This is a genomic window from Streptomyces sp. NPDC037126 (genome assembly GCF_055605965.1).
The window spans coordinates 72,185-97,295 of sequence record NZ_JBVJTD010000022.1; the positions used below are offsets into that span (position 1 = coordinate 72,185).

At 73.3% G+C, this 25,111-nt stretch carries 25 protein-coding genes; 14 read left to right on the forward strand and 11 right to left on the reverse strand.

Translation table 11 applies throughout. The annotated features are described in order from the left end of the window. Positions 1-4 precede the first annotated feature (4 nt). Positions 5-916, reverse strand: coding sequence for a DMT family transporter (locus tag ACZ7FF_RS35435; RefSeq protein ID WP_470817654.1), 912 nt, complete (start codon positions 914-916; stop codon positions 5-7). On the opposite strand from ACZ7FF_RS35435, the gene ACZ7FF_RS35440 reads away from it, so the two are divergent. Next, a complete protein-coding gene (locus ACZ7FF_RS35440; protein WP_470817655.1) occupies positions 915-2,348 on the forward strand; it encodes an aminotransferase-like domain-containing protein in 1,434 nt (477 codons plus the stop codon). The genes ACZ7FF_RS35435 and ACZ7FF_RS35440 overlap by 2 nt on opposite strands. On the opposite strand, the gene ACZ7FF_RS35445 is transcribed toward ACZ7FF_RS35440, so the two are convergent. Further along, complete coding sequence (locus ACZ7FF_RS35445; RefSeq protein ID WP_470817657.1) at positions 2,345-2,959, reverse strand: DUF6461 domain-containing protein; 615 nt, start codon at positions 2,957-2,959, stop codon at positions 2,345-2,347. The two genes, ACZ7FF_RS35440 and ACZ7FF_RS35445, sit on opposite strands and share 4 nt — an antisense overlap. 146 nt (positions 2,960-3,105) lie before the next feature. Here ACZ7FF_RS35445 and ACZ7FF_RS35450 point away from each other — a divergent pair, with 146 nt between their 5' ends. Further along, the gene (locus ACZ7FF_RS35450) at positions 3,106-3,699 is read left to right on the forward strand and encodes a histidine phosphatase family protein (protein WP_470817658.1); all 594 of its coding nucleotides are present in this window, start codon (positions 3,106-3,108) and stop codon (positions 3,697-3,699) included. On the opposite strand, the gene ACZ7FF_RS35455 is transcribed toward ACZ7FF_RS35450, so the two are convergent. Next, on the reverse strand, positions 3,681-4,127 hold the full coding sequence (locus ACZ7FF_RS35455; RefSeq protein WP_470817660.1) for a DUF6314 family protein: 447 nt from the start codon (positions 4,125-4,127) through the stop codon (positions 3,681-3,683). The genes ACZ7FF_RS35450 and ACZ7FF_RS35455 overlap by 19 nt on opposite strands. Before the next feature lie 246 nt (positions 4,128-4,373). Between ACZ7FF_RS35455 and ACZ7FF_RS35460 the strand changes: the two genes are divergently transcribed. From ACZ7FF_RS35460 to ACZ7FF_RS35505, 10 genes are all read left to right on the forward strand, one after another. Next, on the forward strand, positions 4,374-6,935 hold the full coding sequence (locus ACZ7FF_RS35460; protein ID WP_470817661.1) for a YfhO family protein: 2,562 nt from the start codon (positions 4,374-4,376) through the stop codon (positions 6,933-6,935). Positions 6,936-6,958: 23 nt separating this feature from the next. Continuing rightward, positions 6,959-7,909, forward strand: a complete 951-nt coding sequence (locus ACZ7FF_RS35465; RefSeq protein ID WP_470817662.1) for a glycosyltransferase family 2 protein — start codon at positions 6,959-6,961, stop codon at positions 7,907-7,909. Then, positions 7,906-8,292, forward strand: a complete 387-nt coding sequence (locus ACZ7FF_RS35470; protein WP_470817664.1) for a GtrA family protein — start codon at positions 7,906-7,908, stop codon at positions 8,290-8,292. The genes ACZ7FF_RS35465 and ACZ7FF_RS35470 overlap by 4 nt, the downstream gene beginning before the upstream one ends. A gap of 45 nt (positions 8,293-8,337) precedes the next feature. Further along, positions 8,338-9,366, forward strand: coding sequence for an N-acetyl-gamma-glutamyl-phosphate reductase (gene argC, locus ACZ7FF_RS35475; protein WP_470817666.1), 1,029 nt, complete (start codon positions 8,338-8,340; stop codon positions 9,364-9,366). After that, complete coding sequence (gene argJ, locus ACZ7FF_RS35480) at positions 9,363-10,514, forward strand: bifunctional glutamate N-acetyltransferase/amino-acid acetyltransferase ArgJ (RefSeq protein WP_470817667.1); 1,152 nt, start codon at positions 9,363-9,365, stop codon at positions 10,512-10,514. The genes argC and argJ overlap by 4 nt, the downstream gene beginning before the upstream one ends. Then, a complete protein-coding gene (gene argB / locus ACZ7FF_RS35485) occupies positions 10,511-11,431 on the forward strand; it encodes an acetylglutamate kinase (protein WP_470817669.1) in 921 nt (306 codons plus the stop codon). The genes argJ and argB overlap by 4 nt, the downstream gene beginning before the upstream one ends. Further along, a complete protein-coding gene (locus ACZ7FF_RS35490; protein WP_470817671.1) occupies positions 11,428-12,621 on the forward strand; it encodes an acetylornithine transaminase in 1,194 nt (397 codons plus the stop codon). Before argB ends, ACZ7FF_RS35490 begins: the two co-directional genes overlap by 4 nt. Positions 12,622-12,628: 7 nt before the next feature. After that, complete coding sequence (locus tag ACZ7FF_RS35495) at positions 12,629-13,174, forward strand: arginine repressor (protein ID WP_470817673.1); 546 nt, start codon at positions 12,629-12,631, stop codon at positions 13,172-13,174. A gap of 109 nt (positions 13,175-13,283) precedes the next feature. Further along, positions 13,284-13,871, forward strand: a complete 588-nt coding sequence (locus tag ACZ7FF_RS35500) for an RNA polymerase sigma factor (RefSeq protein ID WP_470817675.1) — start codon at positions 13,284-13,286, stop codon at positions 13,869-13,871. Next, positions 13,861-14,655 (forward strand): hypothetical protein, encoded by a 795-nt coding sequence (locus ACZ7FF_RS35505; protein WP_470817676.1) that lies wholly within the window; start codon positions 13,861-13,863, stop codon positions 14,653-14,655. Before ACZ7FF_RS35500 ends, ACZ7FF_RS35505 begins: the two co-directional genes overlap by 11 nt. Positions 14,656-14,674: 19 nt before the next feature. Here ACZ7FF_RS35505 and ACZ7FF_RS35510 read toward each other — a convergent pair whose 3' ends face one another. From ACZ7FF_RS35510 to ACZ7FF_RS35545, 8 genes are all read right to left on the reverse strand, one after another. Further along, positions 14,675-15,526, reverse strand: a complete 852-nt coding sequence (locus ACZ7FF_RS35510) for a serine/threonine-protein kinase (RefSeq protein ID WP_470817678.1) — start codon at positions 15,524-15,526, stop codon at positions 14,675-14,677. Next, on the reverse strand, positions 15,523-17,337 hold the full coding sequence (locus tag ACZ7FF_RS35515) for an ABC transporter ATP-binding protein (RefSeq protein WP_470817680.1): 1,815 nt from the start codon (positions 17,335-17,337) through the stop codon (positions 15,523-15,525). Before ACZ7FF_RS35515 ends, ACZ7FF_RS35510 begins: the two co-directional genes overlap by 4 nt. Positions 17,338-17,411: 74 nt before the next feature. Then, entirely contained in the window at positions 17,412-17,621 is a 210-nt protein-coding gene (locus ACZ7FF_RS35520; RefSeq protein ID WP_470817681.1) for a hypothetical protein, read from the reverse strand. A gap of 103 nt (positions 17,622-17,724) precedes the next feature. Beyond that, positions 17,725-18,528 carry an FAD:protein FMN transferase gene (locus tag ACZ7FF_RS35525; protein ID WP_470817683.1) on the reverse strand — a complete coding sequence of 268 codons (804 nt, stop codon included), beginning with the start codon at positions 18,526-18,528 and terminating at the stop codon, positions 17,725-17,727. Then, on the reverse strand, positions 18,521-19,345 hold the full coding sequence (locus ACZ7FF_RS35530; protein WP_470817684.1) for an FMN-binding protein: 825 nt from the start codon (positions 19,343-19,345) through the stop codon (positions 18,521-18,523). The genes ACZ7FF_RS35525 and ACZ7FF_RS35530 overlap by 8 nt, the downstream gene beginning before the upstream one ends. A 17-nt stretch (positions 19,346-19,362) precedes the next feature. Continuing rightward, positions 19,363-20,745: a ferredoxin reductase family protein gene (locus tag ACZ7FF_RS35535; protein ID WP_470817686.1), complete on the reverse strand. Its 1,383-nt coding sequence runs from the start codon at positions 20,743-20,745 to the stop codon at positions 19,363-19,365. A gap of 59 nt (positions 20,746-20,804) precedes the next feature. Further along, positions 20,805-21,341, reverse strand: a complete 537-nt coding sequence (locus ACZ7FF_RS35540) for an FMN-binding protein (protein WP_470817688.1) — start codon at positions 21,339-21,341, stop codon at positions 20,805-20,807. Between the two features lie 10 nt (positions 21,342-21,351). After that, positions 21,352-22,704, reverse strand: a complete 1,353-nt coding sequence (locus ACZ7FF_RS35545) for a ferredoxin reductase family protein (protein ID WP_470817689.1) — start codon at positions 22,702-22,704, stop codon at positions 21,352-21,354. Between the two features lie 197 nt (positions 22,705-22,901). Between ACZ7FF_RS35545 and ACZ7FF_RS35550 the strand changes: the two genes are divergently transcribed. After that, positions 22,902-23,642, forward strand: coding sequence for a response regulator transcription factor (locus ACZ7FF_RS35550; protein WP_470817766.1), 741 nt, complete (start codon positions 22,902-22,904; stop codon positions 23,640-23,642). After that, positions 23,639-25,102, forward strand: a complete 1,464-nt coding sequence (locus tag ACZ7FF_RS35555) for a sensor histidine kinase (RefSeq protein ID WP_470817691.1) — start codon at positions 23,639-23,641, stop codon at positions 25,100-25,102. Before ACZ7FF_RS35550 ends, ACZ7FF_RS35555 begins: the two co-directional genes overlap by 4 nt. The last annotated feature ends 9 nt before the right edge of the window (positions 25,103-25,111 follow it).

A 25,111-nucleotide genomic window follows, 5' to 3' on the forward strand; every position in this document is an offset into this window, starting at 1 on the left:
ACGATCACGACCGCTGCGTGACGGCGATGCACACGAGCACCGCGACGGCGGTCAGGGGAGCGGCCGCCGTGAAGTGCTCGCCCAGCAGCAGCGCCGACCACACCAGTGTGAGCAGCGGCTGGGCCAACTGCAACTGGCTCGCGCGGGGGACGCCGACGGCCGCCATGCCCCGGTACCAGACGACCAGTCCGAGGAACTGCGAACCCAGCGCCACCCACAGCACGCCCGCGACGCCGTGCCAGGTGAGGTGCACGGGCTCGTGCGCCAGCGCCACCGCGGCGGCCGGCAGGCTCAGCGGCAGGCACAGCACCAGCGCCCAGCCGATCACCTGCCAGCCCGGCATCACCTGGGCCAGCCGGCCGCCCTCGGTGTACCCGGCGGCGCACACCAGCAGTGCCGCGAAGAGGAAGCCGTCCGCCGCCGTGAGCGCGCCGCCGTCCTGGGCGACGGTGAACGCGAGCACCGCCACCGCGCCCGCCACCGCCGCGAGCCAGAACCGGCGCGAGGGGCGGTGGCCCGTGCGCAGCGCCGAGAACACGGCCGTGGTCAGCGGCAGCAGCCCGACCACGACGGCCGCGTGCGCGGTGCTGGAGGTCTCCAGGGCGAGCGTGGTCAGCAACGGGAAGCCGAGCACCACGCCGGACGCGACGACGGCCAGTCCCGGCAGATGGCGCCGCTCGGGCAGCCGTACCCGCAGGGCCAGCAGGCAGCCGCCCGCCACGAGCGCCGCGAGGACGCTGCGCACGGCCACCAGCGACCAGGGGCCGAAGCCCTGCAGGCCCCAGGCGGTGGCCGGGAAGGTCAGGGAGAAGGAGGCGACGCCGAGGGCGGCCAGCCCGGTGCCGAGTCCGTGCCGCTCCCGGGGAGCGGTGACCGCTATCGGCCTGGTGGTAGTAGCGCTACTGTGTGCTCTCATGAACCAGCGTAGCAGTGTCGGGGAACTGGCAGAACAGCTCAGGCAAGAGCTCAACCGCTACTCACCGGGTGGAAAGCTCCCGTCGAGTCGGGCGCTGGTCGAGCGGTTCCGGGTGAGCCCGGTGACCGTTTCCCGGGCCCTCGCCCAGCTGGCCGCCGAGGGACTCGTGGTGACCCGGCCGGGCGCCGGCGCCTTCCGGGCCCGGCCGCGCACGGCCCCCGAGCCGGCCGGGGACACCTCCTGGCAGGAGGTCGCACTGAGCGCCGACGGCGCCGCCGACCTCGTACCGCGCACGGTGGACGCCTCCGGGGTCACCGTCTCGCTGGCCGTGCCGCCGCCCGGGGTGCTGGAGTTCAACGGCGGCTATCTGCACCCCTCCCTGCAGCCCGAGCGGGCCATGGCCGCCGCGCTCGCCCGGGCCGGACGGCGGCCGGGCGCCTGGGCGCGGCCCCCGCTGGAGGGGCTGCCGGAGCTGCGGGAGTGGTTCGCGCGCGGGGTCGGCGGATCCGTCACGGCCGCCGAGGTGCTGGTCGCGGCGGGCGGCCAGGCCGCGCTGGCCACCGCGCTGCGCGCGCTCGCCCCGCCCGGCGCCCCGGTCCTCGTCGAGTCGCCCACCTATCCGGGCATGCTGGCGCTCGCCCGCGCGGCCGGCCTGCGCCCGGTCCCGGTCCCGGTGGATCCCGACGGGGTACGCCCCGGCCTGCTCGCGGACGCCTTTCACGCCACCGGCGCCCGGGTGTTCGTCTGCCAGCCGCTGTTCCAGAACCCCACCGGCGCAGTCCTGGCCCCGGACCGGCGCGCCGAGGTGCTGCGCATCGCCCGCGAGGCCGGCGCGTTCGTCGTCGAGGACGACTTCGTACGGCGCCTGGTGCACGAGGGCGCGGGCCCGCTGCCCCGCCCGCTGGCCGCCGACGACCCGGACGGCGTGGTCGTGCACGTCGGCTCGCTGACCAAGGCGACCTCACCCAGTTTCCGGGTGAGCGCCCTGGCCGCGCACGGGCCGGTGCTGGAACGCCTGCGGGCCATCCAGGTGGTGGACAGCTTCTTCGTCCCCCGCCCGCTGCAGGAGGCCGCGCTGGAACTCGTCGGCTCCCCGGCCTGGCCCCGCCATCTGCGGGCCCTCTCCGCCGAGTTGCGGCTGCGCCGCGACACCATGACGGCAGCGCTCGCCCGGCACCTGCCCGAGCTGGCCCTGCCGCACATCCCCTCCGGCGGCTACCACCTCTGGCTCCGCCTGCCCGACGGCGCCGACGAGTCCGCACTGACCGCGGCCGCCCTTCGCGCGGGGGTCGCCCTGACCCCCGGCCGCCCCTACTTCAGCGCCGAACCCCCGGCCCCCCACCTGCGCCTGAGCTTCGCGGCGGTCGCCGGCACCGGGGAGATCGCCGAGGGGGTGCGGCGGCTGCGGGCGGCCTGCGACGAGGTGCTCTAGGGCAGGGTCACCAGGGCGCAGGTGAACTCCAGAGACTCGAACAACTCCGGTGTCAGGCGCACCCCGGTGATCCGCTGGGCGAGCGCGAAGACGGCCTCGGTGTGCCCGGTGATGTCCCGCTCGTCCTCGGCCCTCAGGTCGAAGCCGGCCTCCCGCATCTCGGTGACGAGGGCGTCCGGGGCGCTGCCGTCCCGCTGCGCCGGGAACAGCGGCTCGAAGTGCAGGCGTTCGGTGCCGTCCTCGAACCAGCGGAAGTGGTCGACCGCGTTGACGTTGCGGAAGTGGGAGACCACCGTACGGCCGCGGGAGAGCGGCAGCATGACCTTCGTGGTGCTGCCCACGTAGCCGTTGTACTCGACCATCAGGGTCCAGTCGCCGACGGCCGCGACACCGACGAGCAGTTCGTCGCCGTCGTACTCGTCCCACGCGTCGTACGACGGCTCGGACAGCTCCGCCACGCCGGTCACCGTCCCGTCGGGCTCCGCGCCCAGCTCCCCGAGCAGCCGGCCGGGGGTGATCCCCCGCACCAGGGTGACGCAGTAGGCCTGGAGGAGGTCCTCGTACCGCTCGTCGAGCCACCCGTAGTCGGCGGCCGTGGTGATCCCGGTCATGCGGGCAGCATGCCAGGTCCCACCGGCGGCGCCGCGGTCGGCTCGGCGGAACCAAGGCCTCCGCATCCTGTGAGCGGCCGCTCACCCCCGGTAGCTCACAACCGGCAGCCCTTGACCTCGGCACACGGGCGGCACACCATCACCGCATGCCACTGAGGGTGACGTTCGTCGCCGCCGCGCGCAGCGCCCCCCTGCTCGCGGAGCGCTTCGAGGACGACCGGCCGCTGGACCAGGCCGGCTGGGACGAGGTGCAGCGCGCCGCCGGGGGCCTGCTGCCGCTGGCGGCGGCCGAGCTGCGCTACTGCTCGCCGACCCCGCGCAGCCGTGCCACCGGCGACGCGCTGGGGTACGCGCCGCTGGTCCAGCTCGCGCTGCGGGACTGCGACATGGGCCGCTGGCGGGGGCTGACCCTGGGCGAGGCGATGGCCCGGGAGCCGGAGGCGGTGGACACCTGGCTCGCCGACCCGCGCGCCACCCCGCACGGCGGCGAGTCCCTGCTGGCCTTCATCTCCCGCGTCGGCGCCTGGCTGGACACCCGGCCGGTGGGCGACGGCGGCCGGATCGTCGCGGTCGCCGAGCCGTCCGTGGTCCGCGCCGCGCTGGTGTACGCCCTGAAGGCACCGCCCGCGAGCTACTGGAACATCGACGTCCGCCCGCTGTCCTCGACCACGGTCACCGGTCGCGGGGGCCGCTGGAACCTCCGCCTCGACGGTGGCGCCGCTCAGCCCTCGCGCACGTAGTCGGTGGTCAGTACCAGGTCCTTCGCCGGGCCGCCCACCCGCCACACCGAGCGCCAGCGGCCGGCGTCCCGGACGGTGAACTCGCCCCGGTAGAGATCGGCCGCGCAGGGGTGCTCGGCGACGTACCGCCCCGAGGTCAGGTCCAGCGGGTGGAAGGGCCGGCCGTCGGCGAACCGCACGTCCGCCGTGCCCGGCGCGGCCCCCGGCAGGAACCGCAGCGTCCGGCTCGCGGGCCGCGCCACCCCCTGCCAGGCGAAGGTGCCGGACTCCTCGTGCAGGAGCCCGCCGTCCGGCAGCGCGCCGAAGACGGTGACGCCCTCGAAGCGCCCCAGGTCACCGCTCGCCAGATCCCGTACGTCCCGCTCCACGCGCCAGCGCCCGGCCAGGTACGCCAGCACGTCGGCCACCGGCCGGCAGCCGTCGTCCATCGGTGCTCCTCTCCGCGCCCGTCGACATGATCGTATCCCGCTGCCGTGTCGCACCGCCGAGCCGATTAACCTCGGAATCACTTTCCGGAAAGCTCCGGTTTCCCCGGAGTCCATGAAATCCATAATTCCACGGTCGGCCGGTAATGAACCGCGTCACTTTTCGGTGAGCACACAACCAATCGGAAACGCGCCCCGTCTAAGTCGGCGAAAATCGACGGAGTGAATTCGCTGGGGGCCTTCCGATAAATGGACCGCTCGACCACGCCCGGTGCGGCACGCCGGGCCGCAGCCCTGCTGGCGGCGGCCGTCACCGTCACGGCCCTGTGCGCCGGTGACGTCCTGGCCCGCAGCTACCCCTTCGGCCCCCGCACCCGCAGCGTCAACGACCTGGGCAACCAGTACGTGCCCTTCCATGCCCACCTGTGGGACCTGCTGCACGGCAGGGCCGACGGCGGACTCCTCGTCAACTGGCAGTCCGGATACGGCTCCAGCTTCCTGCCCGACCTCGGCACCTACCTCGGCAGCCCCTTCGCGCTGCTCGTCGCCCTCTTCCCCCGGGACGAGATCGACCTCGCGGTGTACGTGATCACCGTCCTCAAGATCGCCTGCGCCGCGGCCGCCATGGCCTGGCTGCTGCTCACCCTGCGCCCCGGCCGCTGGTGGGCGGCGGGCCTGCTCGGCGCCTCGTACGCGCTGTGCGGCTGGACCGTCGCCGACGCCGACTACAACCCGATGTGGCTCGACGGCCTGATCGCCCTGCCCCTGCTGTGCCTGGCCGGCGAGTGGGCCCTCGCGGGCCGGCGCCGGCTCCCCGCCGTGCTGCTCGTCGCCCTCGCCTGGACCGCCAACTTCTACACCGCCTACATGGCCACCCTCGGCGCGGGCGTCGTGCTGCTGGTCCGCCTGCTGCTCGCCCGCCCGTCCCGCGGGCAGGCGCTCGCGGCCGCCGGCCGCGCCGCCCTGACCACCGTCCTCGGCGTGGGCCTCGCCGCCCCCCTGGTGACCGTCGTCTACTTCGGCACCCGGCACGCCTACCCGGGCCGCGAGGGGCACTTCAGCCCCGTACCGAGTCAGGACCTGCTCGCCCGGCTGCTGCCGACGACGTACGGCTTCGGCACCCCGGCCCTCTACGTGGGCACCACGGCCCTGCTGCTCGCCCTCGCCCTGCCCTTCCACCGCGCGGTCCCGGCCCGGGTCCGCGCGGGCTGGACGGCGCCGGCCCTCGCGGTCGCCCTGTCCATGCAGTGGGCGCCCACCAGCCTGGCCTGGCACGCCTTCGCGACCCCGCAGGGCAGTTCCTACCGGCAGGCCTTCGTCCTGTGCGGGCTGCTGGTCATCGGCGCCTGGCACGCCCTGGCGTACGGCCTTCCCGACCGGCGCGCCCTCGGCGCCGCGACCGCGCTGCTCGCCCTGGTCACCGCCGTCGCGAGCCGCAGCGACCTGGTGCGCCCGCACACCTGGCCGGTGCTGCTGCTCGCCGTCGGCGGCACCCTGGCCGGGCTGTACCTGCTGGCCCGCACCGGGCAGCGCGGACGCCTCGCCGGCCTGGCCGTCGTGCTCCTCCTCGGCGCGCAGGTCGGCGAGACCGCCGCCACCTCCGCCGCGGCCACCAGACTGCGCCTCGGGCACCTGGACGACTACGCGCCCTGGGGCGAGCGGCAGGACCGGCAGGCGGCGGCGATCGCCCGCGCCGACGGCTGGCCCCGCTACCGCACGGACCCCGGCCGCGAACAGACCGTCGGCAACGACCCGTTGCTGGTCGGCGGCCAGGGCGCCCAGTACTACAGCAGCCTCACCTCGGACGTCCTCAGCCGCACCCTCACCGCGCTCGGCGGCGGCTGGACCTCGCGCGGCCGCAGCGTGCAGAGCCTGGACAACGCCGTCACGGACGTGCTCTTCTCCGTCGGCGCCCGGCTGCACAACCCGCCGGACCCGCACCAGACCCGTCTGCCGCAGGACGACGTCCCGCCGACCGTCACCCGGCGCAGCGTGCCGCCCCTGGTGACCGTGCGGGCCACGCCCGACGACACCCCGTTCGGGCCCTCGCCCTACCGCAACCAGGAACTGCTGCTCGGCAGCCGCGTCTACACCGTGCCCGGCACCGTCGTGCGCGACGACTCCGGAAAGCCCGTCCCGGGCCGCTCCGTGGGCTCCGGGAACACCGCGGCCGCGCCGGCGGTCACGGCGCGCTGCCCGGCCGGAACCCAGGTGAACCTGTGGGCACCGGACTTCTCCGGCAGCGCGCGGCTCGCGGGCGGCGGCGCCGGCGTGCCCTTCCGGTTCGCGTACGGCCGCAACCGGGCCGCCATGGAACCGCTCGGCCGTACCCCCGCCTCCGGACAGGTGCGCATCGCACTGACCCCGGACCGGGCGGGCCGCATCCCGCCCGGTGCGGTCGGCTGCCTGGACACCGCCCGGCTGGGCACGGCCGCCGCCCGCCTCGAAGCCACCGGGGCCACCGAGGTGACCGTCTCCGACGGCACCCTGAGTGCCCGGCTGCCCGCGGGAAGCAGGGGGATCGCCGTCGTCGCCACGCCCCGCATCGCCGGCTGGCGGTGCGCCACGGGCGACGGCACACAGCGGCCCGCCCGGCAGTACCACGGCCTCCTCGCCGTCCCACTGGACGGCACCTCGACCAGCCTGACCTGCACCTTCCACCCACCCGGCCTGCGGCTGGGCACGACCGTCGGCCTCCTCTCGCTCGTCGCCCTCGTCCTGCTCACCGCCCTCACCGCCGTCCGCCGTAGGCGCGCCCCGGCGCCGCCCACGACCACACCACCGCGCGAGCGCGTGACAGCCGCTCACTGACCGCGCCCCTGGGGGGACCCGCCATGCTGATATCGATCGTCGCGCCCTGCTACAACGAGGAAGCCGTCCTGGAGCGCTTCCACGAGGAGATCCAGAAGGTCGCCGAGGAGCTGCTGCCGCTCGGCCACGACATGGAGTTCGTGTACGTGGACGACGGCAGCCGTGACCGCACCCTCACCGTCCTCGAACACCTCGCCGGGCTGGACGCGCGGGTGCGGTACGTCTCCTTCAGCCGCAACTTCGGCAAGGAGGCGGCCCTGCTCGCCGGTCTGCGGCACGCCTCCGGCGACTCCGTGGTCGTCATGGACGCCGACCTCCAGCATCCGCCGGAGCTGATCAGGCGCATGGTCCAGCTGCGCGAACAGGGCCACGACCAGGTCATCGCCCGCCGCACCCGCACCGGCGACGGCCTGTCCCGGACCGTGACCGCACGCCTGTACTACCGTCTCGTCAACCGCCTGGTCGATGTCGAACTCGTCGACGGCGTCGGGGACTTCCGCCTGCTGTCGCGCCGCGTGGTGGACGCGGTGCTGGCCCTCACCGAGTACAACCGCTTCTCCAAGGGCCTGTTCGCCTGGGTGGGCTTCCCGAGCACCACCTTCGAGTACGAGAACGCCGTGCGCGAGGCCGGCCGCAGCTCCTGGAACCTGCGCGGCCTGCTCAACTACGGCCTCGACGGGGTGCTGTCCTTCAACAACCGGCCGCTGCGCGCCGCCCTGTGGCTGGGCATGGGCCTGCTGCTGTGCGCCGGCGTCTACACGGCCTGGATCGTGGTCGCCGCGCTCGTCCACGGGGTCCAGACGCCCGGCTATGTGACCATCATCACCGCCGTCACCGCCCTCGCCGGTGTGCAGATGGTCATGCTGGGAGTGATCGGGGAGTACACGGGACGCATCTACTACGAGGTGAAGGGTCGTCCGCACTTCCTGGTGAAGGCGACCAACGTCGAACGGACGAAAGACCTCATTCCTTGATATCGCGACAGATCATCACCTTCGCCGTCGTCGGTGTGGTCAACACGGCCACCTACTACGGTCTCTACCTGCTGTTCCTGATGTGGCTGCCCTATCTCGGCGCGCATGTCCTGGCGTTTCTGATCAGCATGTGCGGATCCTTCTTCCTCAATGCGCGATTCACCTACCGGATCCGCCCGACCCTGCGGAAATTCCTGCTTTTCCCGCTGACGAACGCCGCCAATTTCCTCATCACCACCGTCGGGGTCTACGTGATCGTCGACGTCCTCCACGCCGGAAGCCGTTTCGCCCCCCTCATCGCCTCGGCGGCCGCGATCCCGGTGACCTTCGTGGTGTCCCGCTGGGTCATGCTGCCCGGAGCCGAGCCCGAGACGATTGCATAAACATGCAGCGATACGTATAGTCGTGCCATCTAGAGGAGGATGGACATGGCGGTACGTGCGGCGGTGGCCGGAGCGAGCGGGTACGCGGGCGGAGAGATCCTGCGGCTGCTCCTCGCGCACCCCGAGGTCGAGATCGGTGCCCTGACCGCGAACTCCAACGCCGGGCAGCGGCTCGGCGCGCTCCAGCCGCACCTGCTGCCGCTGGCCGACCGCGTGCTGACCGAGACCACGGCCGAGGTACTGGCCGGCCACGACGTCGTCTTCCTGGCACTACCGCACGGGCAGTCCGCCGCCGTCGCCGAGCAGCTCGGCCCCGACGTCCTCGTGGTCGACATGGGCGCCGACTTCCGGCTGCGGGAGGCGGCCGACTGGGAGCGGTTCTACGGCTCCCCGCACGCCGGCACCTGGCCCTACGGCCTCCCCGAACTTCCGGGTGCCCGCTCCGCGCTGGAGGGGTCCAGGCGCATCGCGGTGCCCGGTTGCTACCCCACCGCCGTCACCCTCGCCCTGTACCCGGCCTACGCGGCCGGGCTGGCCGAGCCCGAGGCCGTGATCGTCGCCGCGTCCGGCACCTCCGGCGCGGGCAAGGCACCCAAGCCGCACCTGCTGGGCAGCGAGGTCATGGGCTCCATGTCGCCCTACGGCGTCGGCGGCGGCCACCGGCACACGCCCGAGATGATCCAGAACCTCAGCGCCGTGGCGGGGGAGCGGGTCTCCGTCTCCTTCACGCCGACCCTCGCGCCGATGCCCCGCGGCATCCTCGCCACGTGCAGCGCCTCGGCGAAGGAGGGCGTCACCGCCGAGTCCGTGCGCGCCGCCTACGAGAAGGCCTACGGCGACGAGCGCTTCGTCCGCCTGCTCCCCGAGGGCCAGTGGCCCGCCACGGCGTCCGTCCACGGTTCCAACGCCGTTCAGGTGCAGGTCGCGTACGACGGGGCCGTGGGCCGCATCATCGCGATCAGCGCCATCGACAACCTGACCAAGGGCACCGCGGGCGGTGCCGTGCAGAGCATGAACATCGCCCTCGGGCTCGACGAGTCCACCGGACTTTCCACGATCGGAGTCGCACCGTGAGTGTCACGGCAGCCAAGGGATTCACGGCGGCGGGGATCGCCGCCGGGATCAAGGAGAACGGCAACCCGGACCTGGCCCTCGTGGTCAACGACGGGCCCCGCCGTGCCGCCGCGGGCGTCTTCACCTCCAACCGTGTGAAGGCCGCGCCCGTGCTCTGGTCCGAGCAGGTCCTCAGGAGCGGCCAGGTCTCCGCCGTCGTGCTCAACTCCGGTGGTGCCAACGCGTGCACGGGACCCCAGGGCTTCCAGGACACCCACGCCACCGCCGAGAAGGCGGCCGAGGTGCTCGGCCGGGGCGCCGTCGAGGTCGCCGTCTGCTCCACCGGCCTCATCGGCGTGCTGCTGCCCATGGACAAGCTGCTCCCGGGCATCGAGACGGCCGCGGCCCAGCTCTCCGAGCACGGCGGCGAGAAGGCCGCCATCGCGATCAAGACCACGGACACCGTCCACAAGACGTCCGTCGTCACCAAGGACGGATGGACCGTCGGCGGCATGGCCAAGGGCGCGGGCATGCTCGCCCCGGGCCTCGCCACCATGCTCGTCGTCCTCACCACCGACGCCGACCTCGGCGACGAGGCGCTGGACCGGGCGCTGCGCGCGGCCACGAAGGTGACCTTCGACCGCGTCGACTCGGACGGCTGCATGTCCACCAACGACACCGTGCTGCTGCTCTCCTCCGGCGCCTCCGCCGTCACCCCCGGGTACGACGAGTTCGCCGAGGCCGTGCGCGCCGTCTGCGACGACCTCGGCCAGCAGCTGATCCGGGACGCCGAGGGCGCCAGCAAGGACATCAAGGTCGAGGTGATCAACGCGGCGACCGAGGACGACGCCGTCGAGGTGGGCCGCTCCATCGCCCGCAACAACCTGCTCAAGTGCGCCATCCACGGCGAGGACCCCAACTGGGGCCGGGTGCTCTCCGCGATCGGCACCACCCGCGCCGCCTTCGAGCCGGACCAGCTCAACGTCGCCATCAACGGCGTCTGGGTGTGCAAGAACGGCGGTGTCGGCGAGGACCGCGAGCTGGTCGACATGCGCTACCGCGAGGTGCACGTCGTCGCCGACCTCGCCGCGGGCTCCGCGACCGCGACGATCTGGACCAACGACCTGACCGCCGACTACGTCCACGAGAACAGCGCCTACTCCTCATGAGCACCGGAATCACGCGCAAGCACACCGCCCTGCCCAAGGCGCAGATCCTCATCGAGGCGCTGCCCTGGCTGACCCGGCACCACGGCAAGACCGTCGTCATCAAGTTCGGCGGCAACGCCATGGTGAACGAGGACCTGAAGGCCGCCTTCGCCCAGGACGTCGTCTTCCTGCGGCACGCCGGGCTCAAACCGGTCGTCGTCCACGGCGGCGGCCCGCAGATCAGCGCAGCGCTCGACCGGCACGGCATCGTCAGCGAGTTCAAGGCGGGCCTGCGCGTCACCACCGAGGACGCCATGGACGTCGTACGGATGGTGCTCGCCGGGCAGGTCCAGCGCGAGCTGGTCGGCCTGCTCAACCAGCACGGGCCGCTCGCCGTCGGCCTCACCGGCGAGGACGCGCGCACCATCACCGCCACCAAGCACCAGCCCGAGATCGACGGCCGACCCGTCGACATCGGGCGGGTCGGCGAGATCACCGAGATCGACACGGGCGCGATCGAGGCCCTGCTCGCCGACGGCCGCATCCCGGTCGTCTCCTCCATCGCCCGTAGTCAGGACGACGGACATGTCTACAACGTCAATGCTGATACGGCGGCTGCGGCACTCGCTGCGGCACTGGGGGCCGAGACCCTCATGGTCCTCACCGACGTCGAGGGCCTCTACGAGGACTGGCCGAACTCCGACGAGGTGATCAGCCGCCTCACCGCTTCCCAGCTGGAGAAGCTGCTGCCGGAGCTGAGCTCCGGCATGGTGCCGAAGATGCGGGGCTGCCTGCACGCCGTGCGCAACGGCGTGCACACCGCCCGTGTCATCGACGGCCGCGTGCAGCACTCGATCCTGCTGGAGATCTTCACCGACGAGGGCATCGGCACGATGGTCGTGCCCGACGACAGGCCGGACGAACAGGGGGCGTCATGAGCAACGAGGAACTGACCGCGCGGTGGCAGGGCGCGCTCATGAACAACTACGGCACCCCGCGGCTGCCCCTCGTACGCGGTGAGGGCATGACGCTGTGGGACGCCGAAGGGCGCTCCTACCTCGACTTCGTCGGCGGCATCGCCACCAACGCCCTGGGTCACGCCCACCCGGCGATCGTCGAGGCCGTCACCCGGCAGATCGGCTCCCTCGGCCATGTCTCCAACCTGTTCATCGCCGAGCCGACCGTGACGCTCGCCGAACGGCTGCTCCAGCTCTTCGGCCGCGAGGGCAGGGTGTTCTTCTGCAACTCCGGCGCCGAGGCCAACGAGGCCGCCTTCAAGATCGGCCGGCTGACCGGCCGGACCCACATGGTCGCCACCGACGGCGGCTTCCACGGCCGCACGATGGGCGCCCTCGCCCTCACCGGGCAGCCCGCCAAGCAGGAGCCGTTCCGGCCGCTGCCCGGCGACGTCACCCACGTGCCCTACGGTGACGCGCAGGCCCTGGCCGCCGCGGTCACCGAGGAGACGGCCCTGGTCGTCATCGAGCCGATCCAGGGCGAGAACGGGGTCGTGGTGCCCCCGGCCGGCTACCTCAAGGCCGCCCGCGCCATCACCGCCGCCACCGGCGCCCTGCTGGTCCTCGACGAGGTGCAGACCGGCGTCGGCCGCACCGGGACCTGGTTCGCGTACCAGGCCCACGAGGGTGTGCTGCCCGACGTCGTCACCCTCGCCAAGCAGCTCGGCGGCGGACTGCCGCTCGGTGCCACGGTGGCCTTCGGCCGCGCGGCCGACCTGCTCCGGCCGGGACAGCACGGCACCACCTTCGGCGGCAACCCGGTCGCCTGCGCCGCCGGCCTCGCCGTGCTCGACACCATCGCGGGCGAGGGACTGCTGGAGAACGTCAAGCGGCAGGGCGAGAAGCTGCGCGACGGGATCGAGGCGCTGAACCACCCGATGATCGACCATGTCCGGGGCGCGGGCCTCCTCCTGGGTATCGTGCTCACCGGGCCGCACGCGCCGCAGGTGCAGCAGGCGGCCCAGGAGGCCGGGTTCCTGGTGAACGCGCCCGCCGACGACGTCGTACGGCTCATGCCGCCGCTGAACCTGGGCGACGCCGAGGTGGGTGCCTTCCTCAGGGCGCTGCCGGGCATCCTCGACGCAGGCGGGGACGGACGATCCGGAGAATGAGACGACGATGAGCCAGGCGCAGGACCAAGATCAGCTGACAGGTGCCGGGCCCGCCGTACCGCAGACCCGCACCGCACGGCACCGCCGGATCGTGGACATCCTCAACCGGGAGCCGGTGCGGTCGCAGAGCCAGCTGGCGAAGCTGCTCGCGGACGACGGGCTGAGCGTCACCCAGGCGACGCTCTCCCGGGACCTCGACGAGCTGAACGCCGTCAAGATCCGCAACACCGACGGGGACCTGATCTACGCGGTGCCGAGCGAGGGCGGCTTCCGCACCCCGCGCGCCCCGCTGGGGGAGTCGGCGAAGGAGGAGCGGATGCGGCGCCTGTCCCAGGAGCTGCTGATCTCCGCCGAGGCCTCGGCCAACCTGGTCGTGCTACGCACCCCGCCGGGGGCCGCCCAGTTCCTCGCCTCGGCCATCGACCAGGCCGAACTGCACGACATCCTCGGGACCATCGCCGGTGACGACACCCTCCTCCTGATCAGCCGCGATCCGAGCGGAGGACAGGCGCTGGCGGACCATCTGCTCCGGCTCGCGCAGAACGGTCACTGACCGGCATGCGGGGCCCGGCCCGTCGGCGGAGAATAGGAATGTGATCTTCCGCGACGGGCGGGCAGGCGGACGGGCAATCTCCTGGAGGCCGTCGGCCGTATACAGAAGTGTGTCTGGTCTGCGTTCACCTGTGGGCCGGCTCCCGGACGAAGCCCTGCTGTCAGGCCTGGCCACCGGAGATCCGGAACTGGCCGTCGTGTTCGTACGGAGGTTCCAGCACCGGGTCTTCGGAGTCGCGATGGCCGTCACCGGGGACCAGCAGCTCGCCGAGGACGTCGCCCAGCAGACGTTCGAACGCGCCTGGCGGCATGCGCAGATCTACGATTCGCGCCGCGGCTCGGTCACCACCTGGCTGAGCACGATCGCGCACAACCTCGCCATCGACGCCGTACGCGCACGGCGTACGGAGCCGGTGGCACCCGAGGACCTCGATGGCCTCCTGGGCGTCGTCACCGAGACCCCCGAGCAGTGGGCGCTGGCCGACGAGGCCTCCGCCCAGCTCCGGGCCGCGGTGTCCCGGCTGCCGAGAGAACAGGCACGGGCTCTGATGATGGCGGGCATCTACGGGATGACGGCCCAGCAGGTGGCCGACACCGAGCAGATCCCGCTCGGCACCGCCAAGACACGGATCAGGGCGGCGATGGCGAAACTGCGCACCACACTGGCGGCTCCGGACCGAGGCGACCATGACCAGTGACGCGAACTGCGAGAAGCTGAGGGAGATCGGCGCCGAGCTGGCGCTGGGCGTGCTGCCCGGCCGTGAGCGGGCGGAGGCGATCGCCCACCTCGACCAGTGCGCGGACTGCCGGGAGTCCGTTCGGCAACTGACCCTGGTCGGCGACCGGTTGATCGGTCTGCTGCCGGACCAGGAGCCGCCGCCCGGGTTCGAGGGCCGGGTGGCGCGCAGCCTGGCCCAGCAGGCCGCGGCACCGGAGGGACGCAGGTCCGCCCAGCTGCGGGGCCTCGGCCGCCTGGGCCTGCGCGGCCGCGCAGGCAGGGCCCGGGTGCGCCTCGCGTCGCTCGCGGCCGCCTGCGCGATCGCCGCCGGGTTCGCGGGCTGGGGCATCGGGAACGCCGTCGAGGCGGTCACCGCCTCGCCCCCGCCCGCCGTGGAGTCCGAGCCGATGCTGGTCGGGGACATGACCCCGGCGACGCCGGGCGCCCGTCCGGTCGGCGAGGTCTACGCCCGCCCCGGCACCCCCGGCTGGATCTTCGTGACCGTCGACGCGACCGGGCACGGCTCCGGGTTCAACGGCCGGGTCAACTGCCTCCTCGACCACGCGGACGGCACCAGCGTGCGCATCGGGGACTTCCCCGTGCGCAACGGCCGCGGCCAGTGGGGCGCCGCCACCGCCGTCGACCCGCACGCGCTCTCCGGCGCCCGCCTGACGAGGGCCGACGGCACCGTCCTGGCGACGGCCCACCTGAAGACCGGCCGGGTGCTGACCCGTGAGGCGCACATGCTGGTCCGGGAGGCGTGAGCGCCCTCCGGGTACGGTCTCAGCCGGGCAGCGTCCCCCGCAGGACCGCGGACAGCTGGGCGACCGTGGGCCGGGACGACGGGTCGGCCCGCAGACAGGCGTCGACGGCCGCGGCGAGAGCGGGCGGCAGGCGCCGTCGGGACGCCACCGGCGGGGCCGCGAGCTCCAGCTGCGGACACCACTCGGCGGCACCGTCCCCGGTGGTGGGGGTCTCTGTCTCCGTCACCTGCCCCGCGCACTCGTACGGCGGCTCACCGGTGGCCGCTTCGAACAGCGTGACACCGATGCCCCACACGTCGGCGGCGGCCGTGAGCGTGCCGCCCCGGGCCTGCTCGGGGGAGAGGTACGGGACCGTTCCCACGCCCGCGGGCGCCGGTCCCGGAGGCCGTGCGGTGCTCAGGTCCAGCACCTTGGCGAGGCCGCGGTCCACCACCACGTTGGCCGGCTTGAGGTCCAGGTGCAGCACGCCCCGGCCGTGCAGGTAGTGGACCGCCGAGCACAGCTGCACCCCGAGCAGCGCCACGTCGGCCGCGGCCGGCCGGCGCCGCAGCCGGCCCACCAGGTGGGACAGGGTCTCACCGGTCAGCGTCTCCAGGACGACCAGCGGCTCGGGCGACTCCAGCACCTCGTAGCCGCGGACCAGGTGCGGATGGGCGAAGTCCCGCAGCCACCGGCCCTCGCGCAGCAGCCGCTCGCCCAGCCGCTCCTCGCCGGAGCGGTCCGGGCGCACCACCTTGATCACACAGCGGCAGTCCCGTTCCTCGCTCCAGGCGTCGTGGACGTCCAGCCAGCCGGTGCGAGCCAGATGCGCCAGGATCTCGTATCCCGGCACGGGTCTCGCGCCCGGTGCGAGGGGCTCCGGGGCGCTCACGACAGCACCGCGCCCGAGTTGAGGCGGTGCAGCCGCGCGTACGTCCCGTCGCGCCCCAGCAACTCGCCGTGCGGGCCGTCCTCGACCACCCGGCCGCGGTCCAGCACCACGATGCGGGTGGCGTCGCGGACGGTGAGCAGGTTGTGCGAGATGACGACGGTGGTCCGGCCGGCCATGAGCCGGCGCAGCGGGTCCATGATCCGCCGGCCCGACCGTACGTCGAGCCCGGTCGTCGGCTCGTCCAGCAGCAGCACGGGCGCGTCCCTGATCATCGCGCGGGCGATCGCCAGGCGCTGGCACTGCCCGCCGGACAGGGTCCGGCCGCGCTGGCCGACCAGCGTGTCGTACCCGTCCGGGAGCCGTTCGATGAACTCGTGCGCGTCCGCCGCGCGTGCCGCCTCGACGATGTCCGCCTCCGACGCCTCCGGCCGGCCGTAGGCGATGTTCTCCCGGACGGTGCCGTGGAAGACGAGGGTCTCCTGGAGCACCACCGCGACGCTCTCCCGCACGTCGGACAGGCGCAGGTCGCGCAGATCGGTGCCGTCGAGCCGGACCGCCCCCCGCTCGGGGTCGTAGAAGCGCAGCTGGAGTTTGGCGATCGTCGACTTGCCGGCCCCGCTGGCGCCGACCAGTGCCAGCGTCTCCCCGGGCGCCACCCGGAAGGACACGTCCGACAGGGCCCACGAGGAGGCCTCGGGGTAGCGGAACCAGACGCCGTCGAACTCCACCGCCCCCCGCGCCCGGCAGATCGGCCGGGCGCCCGTGGCCTCGGTGACCTGCGGCCGCTGGTCCAGCAGCTCGATGATCCGCTCGGCCGAGGCGGAGGCCGCGTAGAAGGTGGTGCCGAGCCCGGACAGGCCGTGGACCGGGCCGTACAGCTTGCCGATCAGTGCCAGGAAGACCAGCATCCCGCCCAGGGTCAGCTGGCCCTGGCTCAGCTTCCAGGTGCCCAGGCACAGCACGGCGATGCCGCCGGCCACCTCGACGAACTCGACGATCGGGCCGTAGACGGCCCTGATCCGCGCCGAGGCCATCACCGCCCGGAACCTGCCGAGGCTCTCCCGCTCGAACCGGCGCTCCTCCCAGCCCTGCCGGTTGTACGCCTGCACCAGCGCGACGTTGCCCAGGACCTCCTCGGCCACCGCGCTGAGCGAGCCGCTGCGCCGCCTGCGCTCCCGCGAAGCCTCCTTGGTCAGCCGCGAGAAGTGCCGGGCGGCTCCCCAGAACAGGGGCACGATGACCAGGGCGAGCAGGGTCAGATCCCAGCTCAGGTAGAACAGGAGCCCGAGGAAGACGCTCAGGCTGATCACGTAGTACAGGGCGTCGGCGACGCCGGAGAGCAGGAACGTCTCCACCGCGTCGACGTCGCCCGTGACACGGGACAGCACGTCCCCGAGCCGCCGGCGCTCGAAGAAGCCGAGCGACAGCCCCTGGACGTGCCGGAAGACGTCGGTGCGCAGGGAGAGCAGGAAGCGCTCGCCGACCCAGGTGGAGGTGACCTCGTCCGCGAACCGCAGGACGCCGGAGCAGACGATGAGGCCCAGGTAGGCCGGTGCGATCCACAGGAAGGGGCGCACGTCCCGGGGGACGAGCACCTCGTCGACGACCGTCTTGAACAGCCACAGTTCCCCGGCGTCGACGGCCGGGCCGGCCAGGCTGAAGGCGAGGAGGGGGACGAGCCAGCGGCGGCCGCCCCGGGTGTACGGCCAGAACCGCAGGAACACGTCGCGGGGCGACACCGTGGGCGCGGCCGCGACGACGGCGTCGGTGGTCTCGCCCACCGACAGCAGCCGCCGCAGGACTTGCACCATGGGACGCGTTTCTCAGGGGAGCGGCCGAGCGGACCGGTTCCTCCGTGTCCGGTCCGCTCGGCCTGCGTGGTCGATCAGTAGCCGCCGTGGCCGCCGTGACCGCCGTGGCCGTGATCACCGTGGCCGTGATCACCGTGGCCGTGCCGGTCGCCGTGACCGCTGCCACCGCGGAAGTCGCCGCGACCGAAGTCGCCGCGACCGAAATCGCCGTGGCCGTGCCCCGAGCCGCCACCGCGGCCGTGGTCCCGGCGCATGGCGGGCATGAGCCTGCTGAAGATAGCCATAGCTTTCCTCCCGAAACTTGCTTCACATGGGATACGTCTCAGGTCGGAACCGGGATGGCTTTTTCCGGGAAAAAATTTAGATTTCAGCCAAGTCGTGCGAATTTCAGCCAAGTCGTGCGGCCAGGCCCCCGGTGCACCGCACCTCGTCCCCGGCCGTGATCAGCAGGGCCTCCACCCCGGGCAGCGACTCCAGCCAGGCGAGACCCGCCCGCGACCCCATCGCGAACGCGGCCGTGGCCCAGCAGTCCACCCAGGTCAGCCGGGGTCCCACCACCGTCACCGAGACCAGGTCGGTGACCGCCGACAGTCCCGTGCGCGGGTCCACGATGTGCGCGCCCCGCTCGGCCGTGCCGGACGTGGCGACGGACAGCTCGCTCACCCCCGCCGTCGAGACCACCGCCGCGAGTCCGCCGGGGCGCAGCGGGTCCGACACGCCGACCCGCCACGGCCGCTGGGGCTCCGGCGTGCCCAGCAGCTGCACGTCCCCGCCGCCGTTCACGCTGACCCCGCGCACCCCGGGCACCGCGGCCAGCAGCCGGGCCGCCCGCTCGGCCGACCAGCCCTTGACGATGCCGGTGGGATCCAGCGAGCCCCGGTAGCGCGTGCTGAACCAGCCCTCGCTCACCCGCTCCGCCTCGGCCGCGAGGTCCAGCACCTCGGCCACCTCGGGAGCGCACCGGTCCACGGTCAGCTCGCCCCGGGCCAGCCGGGACACCTCGCTGTCCTCGCGGTAGGTGCTGAACACCGCGTCGACCCGGTGCAGTCCGGCGACGGCCTCGGCGAGCGCCGCCCGTACCGCACGGGGTTCCCCGCCGCGGACGTCGATGGAGAAGACGGTCCCCATGACCTCCTCCGCGTGACGCACCGCGGCGGGAGCCTCGGCCGGCTCGGTCACCGCGTCAGCCACCCGCCTGGTCCAGGGCCGACTGCAGCGACTGCCGGTAGCCGGTGCTGGTGTAGGTGGCGCCCGAGACGGCGTCGATCTTCGAACTGCCGGCCACCACGGCCTCCTGGTTGAGCTTGGGGACGGCCATGGCCGTCTTCTGGTCGCTGAGTCCGCCCTTGGGCGCCTGGACCGCCTGGGCCTGGGTGATCTTGCCGTTGCTGACGGTGATCCGCACCTGGACCGGCCCGTACTGGGTCTGCGCCACCTTTCCGGTGATCGTACGCGCCTGGCCGGCCCCCGAGGAGCCGGCGGAGCCGGCGGACGAAGACCCACCGGACGACGCACCGGACGACGACGCACCGGCGGACGCCGACTTCTTCATCTTGTCCAGTGCCGACTGCAGCGACTTCTTGTACCCGGCGCTCGTGTACGTCGCCCCGGACACCGAGTCGATGTGCGCGCTCTGCGCCGCGACGGCCTCCTGGTTGAGCTTGGGGACGGCCATGGCGGTCTTCTGGTCGCTGAGTCCGCCCTTGGGCGCCTGGACCGCCTGGGCCTGGGTGATCTTGCCGTTGCTGACGCTCAGCCGTACCTGGACCGTCCCGTACTGGGTCTGGGTCGCGTCACCGGTCACCGTGCCGGCGCCGGCGGCCTGGGCGCCGCCCTGCTGACCGCCCTGCGGCGACTCCTGCCCGGCCGCCGTCTGCTGCGGCGCCGCGCCGGCCGCCGACGCGGCGGCCGGACTCGACGCGGGCTTCAGCGCCAGCATCAGCACGACGCCGGTCACGGTCGCCGCGCTGGCCAGCACGACCCGCCGAATGGGGTGGCTCTTCCTCATCTGTCCGTAGCTCCCGGTCACATCTCGAACGACTCGTGATGGATGCGGCGGGCGGGGACCCCCGCGCCGCGCAGTGCCTCGTACACCGACTGCGCGAACCCGGGCGGGCCGCACATGAAGACGTCGTGCCGGTCGATGTCCGGGATCTTCTTCTCGAGGTTCTCCGCGGAGATGTCCGGCCGCTCGCCGTCGGGGCTGTTCACCGCGTACATCAGCCGGGCGCCCCGCTCGTCGGCGATCTTCGCCAGCTCGTCCCACAGGGCCAGGTCCTGGGTGGTGTTGGCCCGGTAGAGGAGGGTGATGTCCCCGGCCGCGCCGGGCAGCGTCTCGAACAGCGCGCGCATCGGGGTGATGCCGACCCCGCCCGCGACCAGCAGCACCTTGCCCCGGCTGCGGCGCTGCGCGGTCAGCGCGCCGTAGGGTCCCTCGGCCCACACCCGGGTGCCGGGCGCCAGCTCGCGCAGCCGGGCGCTGTGGTCGCCGATCGCCTTCACCGTGATCCGCAGCATGTCCGGGCGGGGCGCCGCCGACAGGGAGTAGGGGTGCGAGCTGAACCGCATGCCCGGGGCCAGGAAGCGCCAGCGGAAGAACTGGCCCGCCTCCGCGCCCATCCGGTGCAGCTTGCGCCCGCCGATCAGCACCGACACGATGCCCGGCGTCTCCTCGATGACCGCCTCCACCCGCATCCGGTGCGTGAGGTTCAGCCGGATGGGAGTGAGGATCCGGTACCAGAGCACCAGCGCGGTGACCACGCCGTACAGGCCGTACCAGAAGGTCTTGGCGGCGGGCTCGACCGCGAAGTCGTTGCCGGTGGTGATCTGGTGCCAGAACGTCAGGAACACCGCCGCGTACGTCAGCAGGTGGACGTGGTACCAGGTGTCGTACGGCAGCCGGCGGCGGACCACGCCGACCGACGTCAGCCCGATGACCACGAACAGGCCCGTGCCGATGGCCGCCTTGCCCACGTCGGGCAGCTGGTTGATGGAGTCGATGGTCTGCTGGACGATGTCGCCGAGCGACCTGCCCGCCTGCCGCGCGTACCCCCACATGGTGAGGAAGACGTGCGCGACGATCAGGCAGAGCGTGTAGCGGCCGCTCATCGCGTGCCAGCGGGCCACCCGGTCCGAGCCGACCCGCCGCTCCAGCGCCGGGACGCGCGCCATCTGGAGGACGACGAGTGCCATGAGATAGCCGGCCAACAGCCCTGTGATGCGGCCCGCGTTGAGGATCCTGCTGGTGTCGTCGGCGATGGACGGCGTGTTGTGCCACCAGAGCCACAGCACGGCCGCGGCGCCCGCCCACAGGGCGAGCAGCAGCGGAACGGCCGGGCTGCGGCGCGGGCGGATGCGGCGCATCGTCTGTCGGCGGGCGGCACGTCCGCCTGCGAGCGTGGTGGTCACGGTTCCTCCGTGGGGACTTGACCGTTGGCCCACAGATACGTGCCGCGTGCGCCGTGTGTTCAGAGGCCCGCGGAGTCCAGTGCGGACTGGAGGGACTGCCTGTAACCGGTGCTGGTGTACGAGGCGCCCGAGACCATGTCGATGTTCGCGCTCTGCGCGGCCAGCGCCTCGCGCCGCAGCTGCGGCAGCGCGTAGCTGTTGATCTCCTGGTCGCGCGGATTGTCCTGCGGGTACTGAACCGCCGACACCTCGGTGAGCCTGCCGCTCTTGATGGTCACCCGCACCTGGACCGGCCCCCAGCGGGTCTGCACCGTGTCACCGGTGACCGTCTTGGAGACGCCGGCGCCGGAGCCGGAGGAGCTGCCCGAGGAGCCGCTCGACGCCCCGCCGGACGACCCGCTCGACGCCCCGCCCGACGAGGCGCCGGGCTGGGCCGGCGCGCTCGCGGCGCTCCGCGGTGCGGGGGAGGAGGCGCCCACGGTGAGCCCGGGACTCGCGTGCGGCTTCAGCGACAGCAGCAGCACCATCCCGGAGACGGTGGCGGCACTGGCCAGCACGACCCGGCGCAGCGGGCGGTTCTTCTTCAGCGCGTGCACTTCTACGGCCTCACAGCTCGAACGACTCGTGGTGGATACGGCGGTCCGGGACCCCGGCCGCCCGCAGCGCCTCGTACACGTCCTGCGCGAACCCGTGCGGCCCGCATATGTAGACATCGTGTCCGGGCAGTCCGGGGAAGGTCGCCCGCAGGGATTCCGCCGTGATGTTCGGGCGCTCGCCCTGCGGCCCGTTCAGCGCGTACAGCACCCGGCCGCCGCGCCAGCGGGCGATCGCCTCCAGCTCGCTGCCGAGCGCCAGCTCCTCGGCGGACCGGGCCCGGTAGAGCAGGGTGGCCTCGCCGGGCAGCGTCTCGAACAGGGCCCGCAGCGGGGTGACGCCGACCCCGGCCGCGATCAGCAGGGAGTGGTGGCTGGTGGACCGGTCGGCGGTCAGCGAGCCGTAGGGGCCCTCCGCCCACACCCGGGTGCCGGGGCGGAGCAGCGACACGGCCGCGCTGTGGTCGCCGAGCGCCTTCACCGTGATGCGCATCAGGTCCGGGCGCGGCGGCGCCGACAGGGAGTACGGCGTCGACGTCCAGCCCATGCCCTCGCCGAGGAAGCGCCAGCGGAAGAACTGCCCGGGCCGCGCGCCCAGCTCGTCCAGGTGCCGCCCGCGCACGACGACCGAGTACACGCCCGGCGCCTCCTGGTGGACCGAGTCCACGCGCAGCCGGTGGCGCCGGTTGAGCCGGAAGGGGGCGAGCACCCGGAACCACACCACCAGCGCCGCGACCCCCAGGTACAGCGCGTACCAGACGGCCGTCGCGACCGGCTTGCCGTTGAACTCCTCGCCGAGCGTCAGCTGGTGGAAGAAGGCCAGGAAGACGGCCGCGTAGGTGAGCAGGTGGACGTAGTACCAGAACTCGTAGCTGGTGCGGCGGCGGGCGGCCCGCACCGAGGTGATGCCGACCGCGAACAGGATCACCGTGCCCGCGGTGGCCTTCAGCATGTCCGGGTAGTCCAGCACCACGGTGACCACCTCGTGCCACAGCGAGGCCCGGTCCTGGGCGGCGTACCCGGTGAGGATCAGCGCGACATGCGCGACGAGCAGGCAGACCGTGTACCGGCCGGCCATCGCGTGCCAGCGGGCCACCCGGTCCGAGCCCACCCGGGTCTCCAGCAGCGGCACCCGTGCCATCAGGCCGACCAGCACCGCGCAGGCGTACCCGCACAGCAGCCCGGCGATGCGCCCGGCCCCGGTCAGCCAGCCCGCCGTGCCGACCACGGACCCGGTGTCCGCCCACCAGAGCGCGACCACGGCCGCCGCCCCCGCCCACAGCACGGCCAGCACGGGCCCCGCCGGGGAACGCCGCGCGGTCCCCGGCAGGGGCGGGGCCTTCCGCCTCGTATCCACGCTGGTCATCAGAGCCGTTCCCTTCGTCCGTCGGCCATGCCACTGTGCGGGCCGAAGCTCTGAGGGACCTCTGAAAAGGGCCCTCTGAGAGGGGTCTCGGAGCGCTTTCTCAGAGAGATCTCACCGACCGGCCCGGCCGCTCAGAGGAAACTCAGAGGGGGGCGGGCGGCCGGTCGCCCCGCGGAGGAGCGATGCTGGTAGACGCGATGAACACGACCCGTTCCGGCCGCCCGGCCCTCACCCGCCCCGACGGCACCCCGCTGCGCGTCCTCGTCGTCGACGACGACCCCGACCTCGCGGAGGTGCTCACCGGCGCCCTGCGCTACGAGGGCTGGCAGGTCCGCGCCGCCGGCGACGGCGCCACCGCGCTCGCCGCCGCGCAGGAGCTGCTGCCCGACGCCGTGGTCCTGGACGTGATGCTCCCGGACACCGACGGCTTCGCCGTGCTGCGCCGGCTGCACGAGGTGAAGCCCGACGTGTGTGTGCTCTTCCTCACGGCACGGGACGCGGTCGAGGACCGCATCGCGGGCATCACCGCCGGCGGCGACGACTACGTCACCAAGCCCTTCAGCCTGGAGGAGGTCGTCGCCCGGCTGCGCGGACTGCTGCGCCGTGCCGGCATGGCCCGCCAGCAGGAGGACGGCCCGCGGCTGATCGTGGGCGACCTGGTGATGGACGAGGAGGCCCGCGAGGTGACCCGGGCCGGCGAGCTGGTCGAACTCTCGCCGACCGAGTTCGAGCTGCTGCGCTTCCTGATGCGCAACCCGCGCCGCGTCCTCAGCAAGGCGCAGATCCTCGACCGGGTCTGGTCCTACGACTTCGGCGGCCGGGCTCACGTGGTCGAGCTGTACGTCTCCTACCTGCGCAAGAAGATCGACGCGGGCCGGGCACCCATGATCCACACGGTGCGCGGGTCGGGCTACGTGCTGAAGCCGGTGTCCGGGTGAACCGCCCGCGCCGCCTGCCCCGCCCCCGCACCCTGCGTGCCCGGCTCACCTTCGGCCTGGTGGTCCTGCTGGCCGTGAGCTGCGCCGCCGTCGGTCTGGCCGCCGTCGTCGAGCTGAACGGCTTCCTCACCCAGCGGCTGGACGAACAGGTCGCCCAGATGGGGACCCGGTTCCCGGAGAGCCTGGAGCACAACGGGAAGCTGCCCGACGACCACGACGGGGACGAGTACGGCGACACCCGCCGGATCGCCACCGGCACCTTCGGCGCCCGCCTGCTCGACGGCAGGGTCACCAACAAGGGCCTCATCCGCTCCGGCGACCTCTCCGCGGACCTGGGCGTGGCCCTGCCCGCGCGGGACGCCGGACGGCTGGCCCGGGTGCCGGCCGACGACCGGCCGCACACCGTCGAACTCTCCGCCCTCGGCGACTACCGGGTCGTCGCCACCCCCGGCCGGGACGGGGACGTGCTGCTCGTCGGCCTCCCGCTGGGGCCGGTCGAGGCCACGGTCCACCGTCTCGAACTGGTCGCCGGGGTCGTCTTCGGCCTGGCGCTCGTGATCACCGGCGTGGCGGGCGCCCTCTGGGTCCGCTGGTCGCTGCGCCCCCTCGGCCAGGTCACCGCGACCGCCACCCGGGTCAGCGAGCTGCCGCTCGCCAGCGGCGAGGTCGCGCTGCCCCCGCGGGCCCCCGACGCCGACCCGCACAGCGAGGTCGGCCAGGTCGCCGCGGCCCTGGACCGCATGCTCGGCCATGTCGAGGGCGCGCTCACCAAACGGCACGCCAGCGAGGAACGGCTGCGCCGCTTCGCCGCCGACGCCAGCCACGAGCTGCGCACCCCGGTCGCCTCGGTCCGCGGCCACGCGGAGCTGGCCCTGCTGCACCCGGGCCCGGTGCCGCCGGACGTCACCCGCGCCCTGGAGCGCATCGCCGCCGAGTCCTCCCGCATGGGCCTGATGGTCGACGACCTGCTGCTGCTGGCCCGCCTCGACGCCGGCCGCCCGCTGGAGCGCCGTCCGGTCGACCTGACCCACCTCGTCCTGGACGCCGTCACCGACGCCCGGGCCGCCGGCCCCGGGCACCGCTGGACCCTGGACCTGCCGGAGGACCCGGTCACGATCACGGGCGACGCCCACCGCCTGCACCAGGTGGTGGCCAACCTGCTGGCCAACGCCCGCCTGCACACCCCCGAGGGCACGAAGGTCACGGTGACCCTGGAGACCGGGGACGACGCGGCCCTGCTGTCCGTCCACGACGACGGTCCCGGGGTGCCCGAGGAGGTCAGGCCCGGCGTCTTCGAACGCTTCACCCGGGCCGAGCACCGCCGCCGCCCCGGCGCCACGGGCACCGGGGCGGGGCTCGGCCTGTCGATCGTCGCGGCCGTGGTGGAGGCGCACGGGGGCGGCGTGGGACTGGAGAGCCGGCCGGGGGACACGACCCTCACGGTGCGGCTGCCCACCTGAGGGCGCCGG

Bases quoted from the DNA above. Each gene is read 5' to 3' on its own strand.
- ACZ7FF_RS35440 (WP_470817655.1), top strand. From the start codon at position 915: ATGAACCAGCGTAGCAGTGTCGGGGAACTGGCAGAACAGCTCAGGCAA.
- ACZ7FF_RS35435 (WP_470817654.1), bottom strand. From the start codon at position 916: ATGAGAGCACACAGTAGCGCTACTACCACCAGGCCGATAGCGGTCACC.
- ACZ7FF_RS35445 (WP_470817657.1), bottom strand. From the start codon at position 2,959: ATGACCGGGATCACCACGGCCGCCGACTACGGGTGGCTCGACGAGCGG.
- ACZ7FF_RS35450 (WP_470817658.1), top strand. From the start codon at position 3,106: ATGCCACTGAGGGTGACGTTCGTCGCCGCCGCGCGCAGCGCCCCCCTG.
- ACZ7FF_RS35455 (WP_470817660.1), bottom strand. From the start codon at position 4,127: ATGGACGACGGCTGCCGGCCGGTGGCCGACGTGCTGGCGTACCTGGCC.
- ACZ7FF_RS35460 (WP_470817661.1), top strand. From the start codon at position 4,374: ATGGACCGCTCGACCACGCCCGGTGCGGCACGCCGGGCCGCAGCCCTG.
- ACZ7FF_RS35465 (WP_470817662.1), top strand. From the start codon at position 6,959: ATGCTGATATCGATCGTCGCGCCCTGCTACAACGAGGAAGCCGTCCTG.
- argC (WP_470817666.1), top strand. From the start codon at position 8,338: ATGGCGGTACGTGCGGCGGTGGCCGGAGCGAGCGGGTACGCGGGCGGA.
- argB (WP_470817669.1), top strand. From the start codon at position 10,511: ATGAGCACCGGAATCACGCGCAAGCACACCGCCCTGCCCAAGGCGCAG.
- ACZ7FF_RS35490 (WP_470817671.1), top strand. From the start codon at position 11,428: ATGAGCAACGAGGAACTGACCGCGCGGTGGCAGGGCGCGCTCATGAAC.
- ACZ7FF_RS35495 (WP_470817673.1), top strand. From the start codon at position 12,629: ATGAGCCAGGCGCAGGACCAAGATCAGCTGACAGGTGCCGGGCCCGCC.
- ACZ7FF_RS35505 (WP_470817676.1), top strand. From the start codon at position 13,861: ATGACCAGTGACGCGAACTGCGAGAAGCTGAGGGAGATCGGCGCCGAG.
- ACZ7FF_RS35515 (WP_470817680.1), bottom strand. From the start codon at position 17,337: ATGGTGCAAGTCCTGCGGCGGCTGCTGTCGGTGGGCGAGACCACCGAC.
- ACZ7FF_RS35520 (WP_470817681.1), bottom strand. From the start codon at position 17,621: ATGGCTATCTTCAGCAGGCTCATGCCCGCCATGCGCCGGGACCACGGC.
- ACZ7FF_RS35530 (WP_470817684.1), bottom strand. From the start codon at position 19,345: ATGAGGAAGAGCCACCCCATTCGGCGGGTCGTGCTGGCCAGCGCGGCG.
- ACZ7FF_RS35545 (WP_470817689.1), bottom strand. From the start codon at position 22,704: ATGACCAGCGTGGATACGAGGCGGAAGGCCCCGCCCCTGCCGGGGACC.
- ACZ7FF_RS35550 (WP_470817766.1), top strand. From the start codon at position 22,902: ATGAACACGACCCGTTCCGGCCGCCCGGCCCTCACCCGCCCCGACGGC.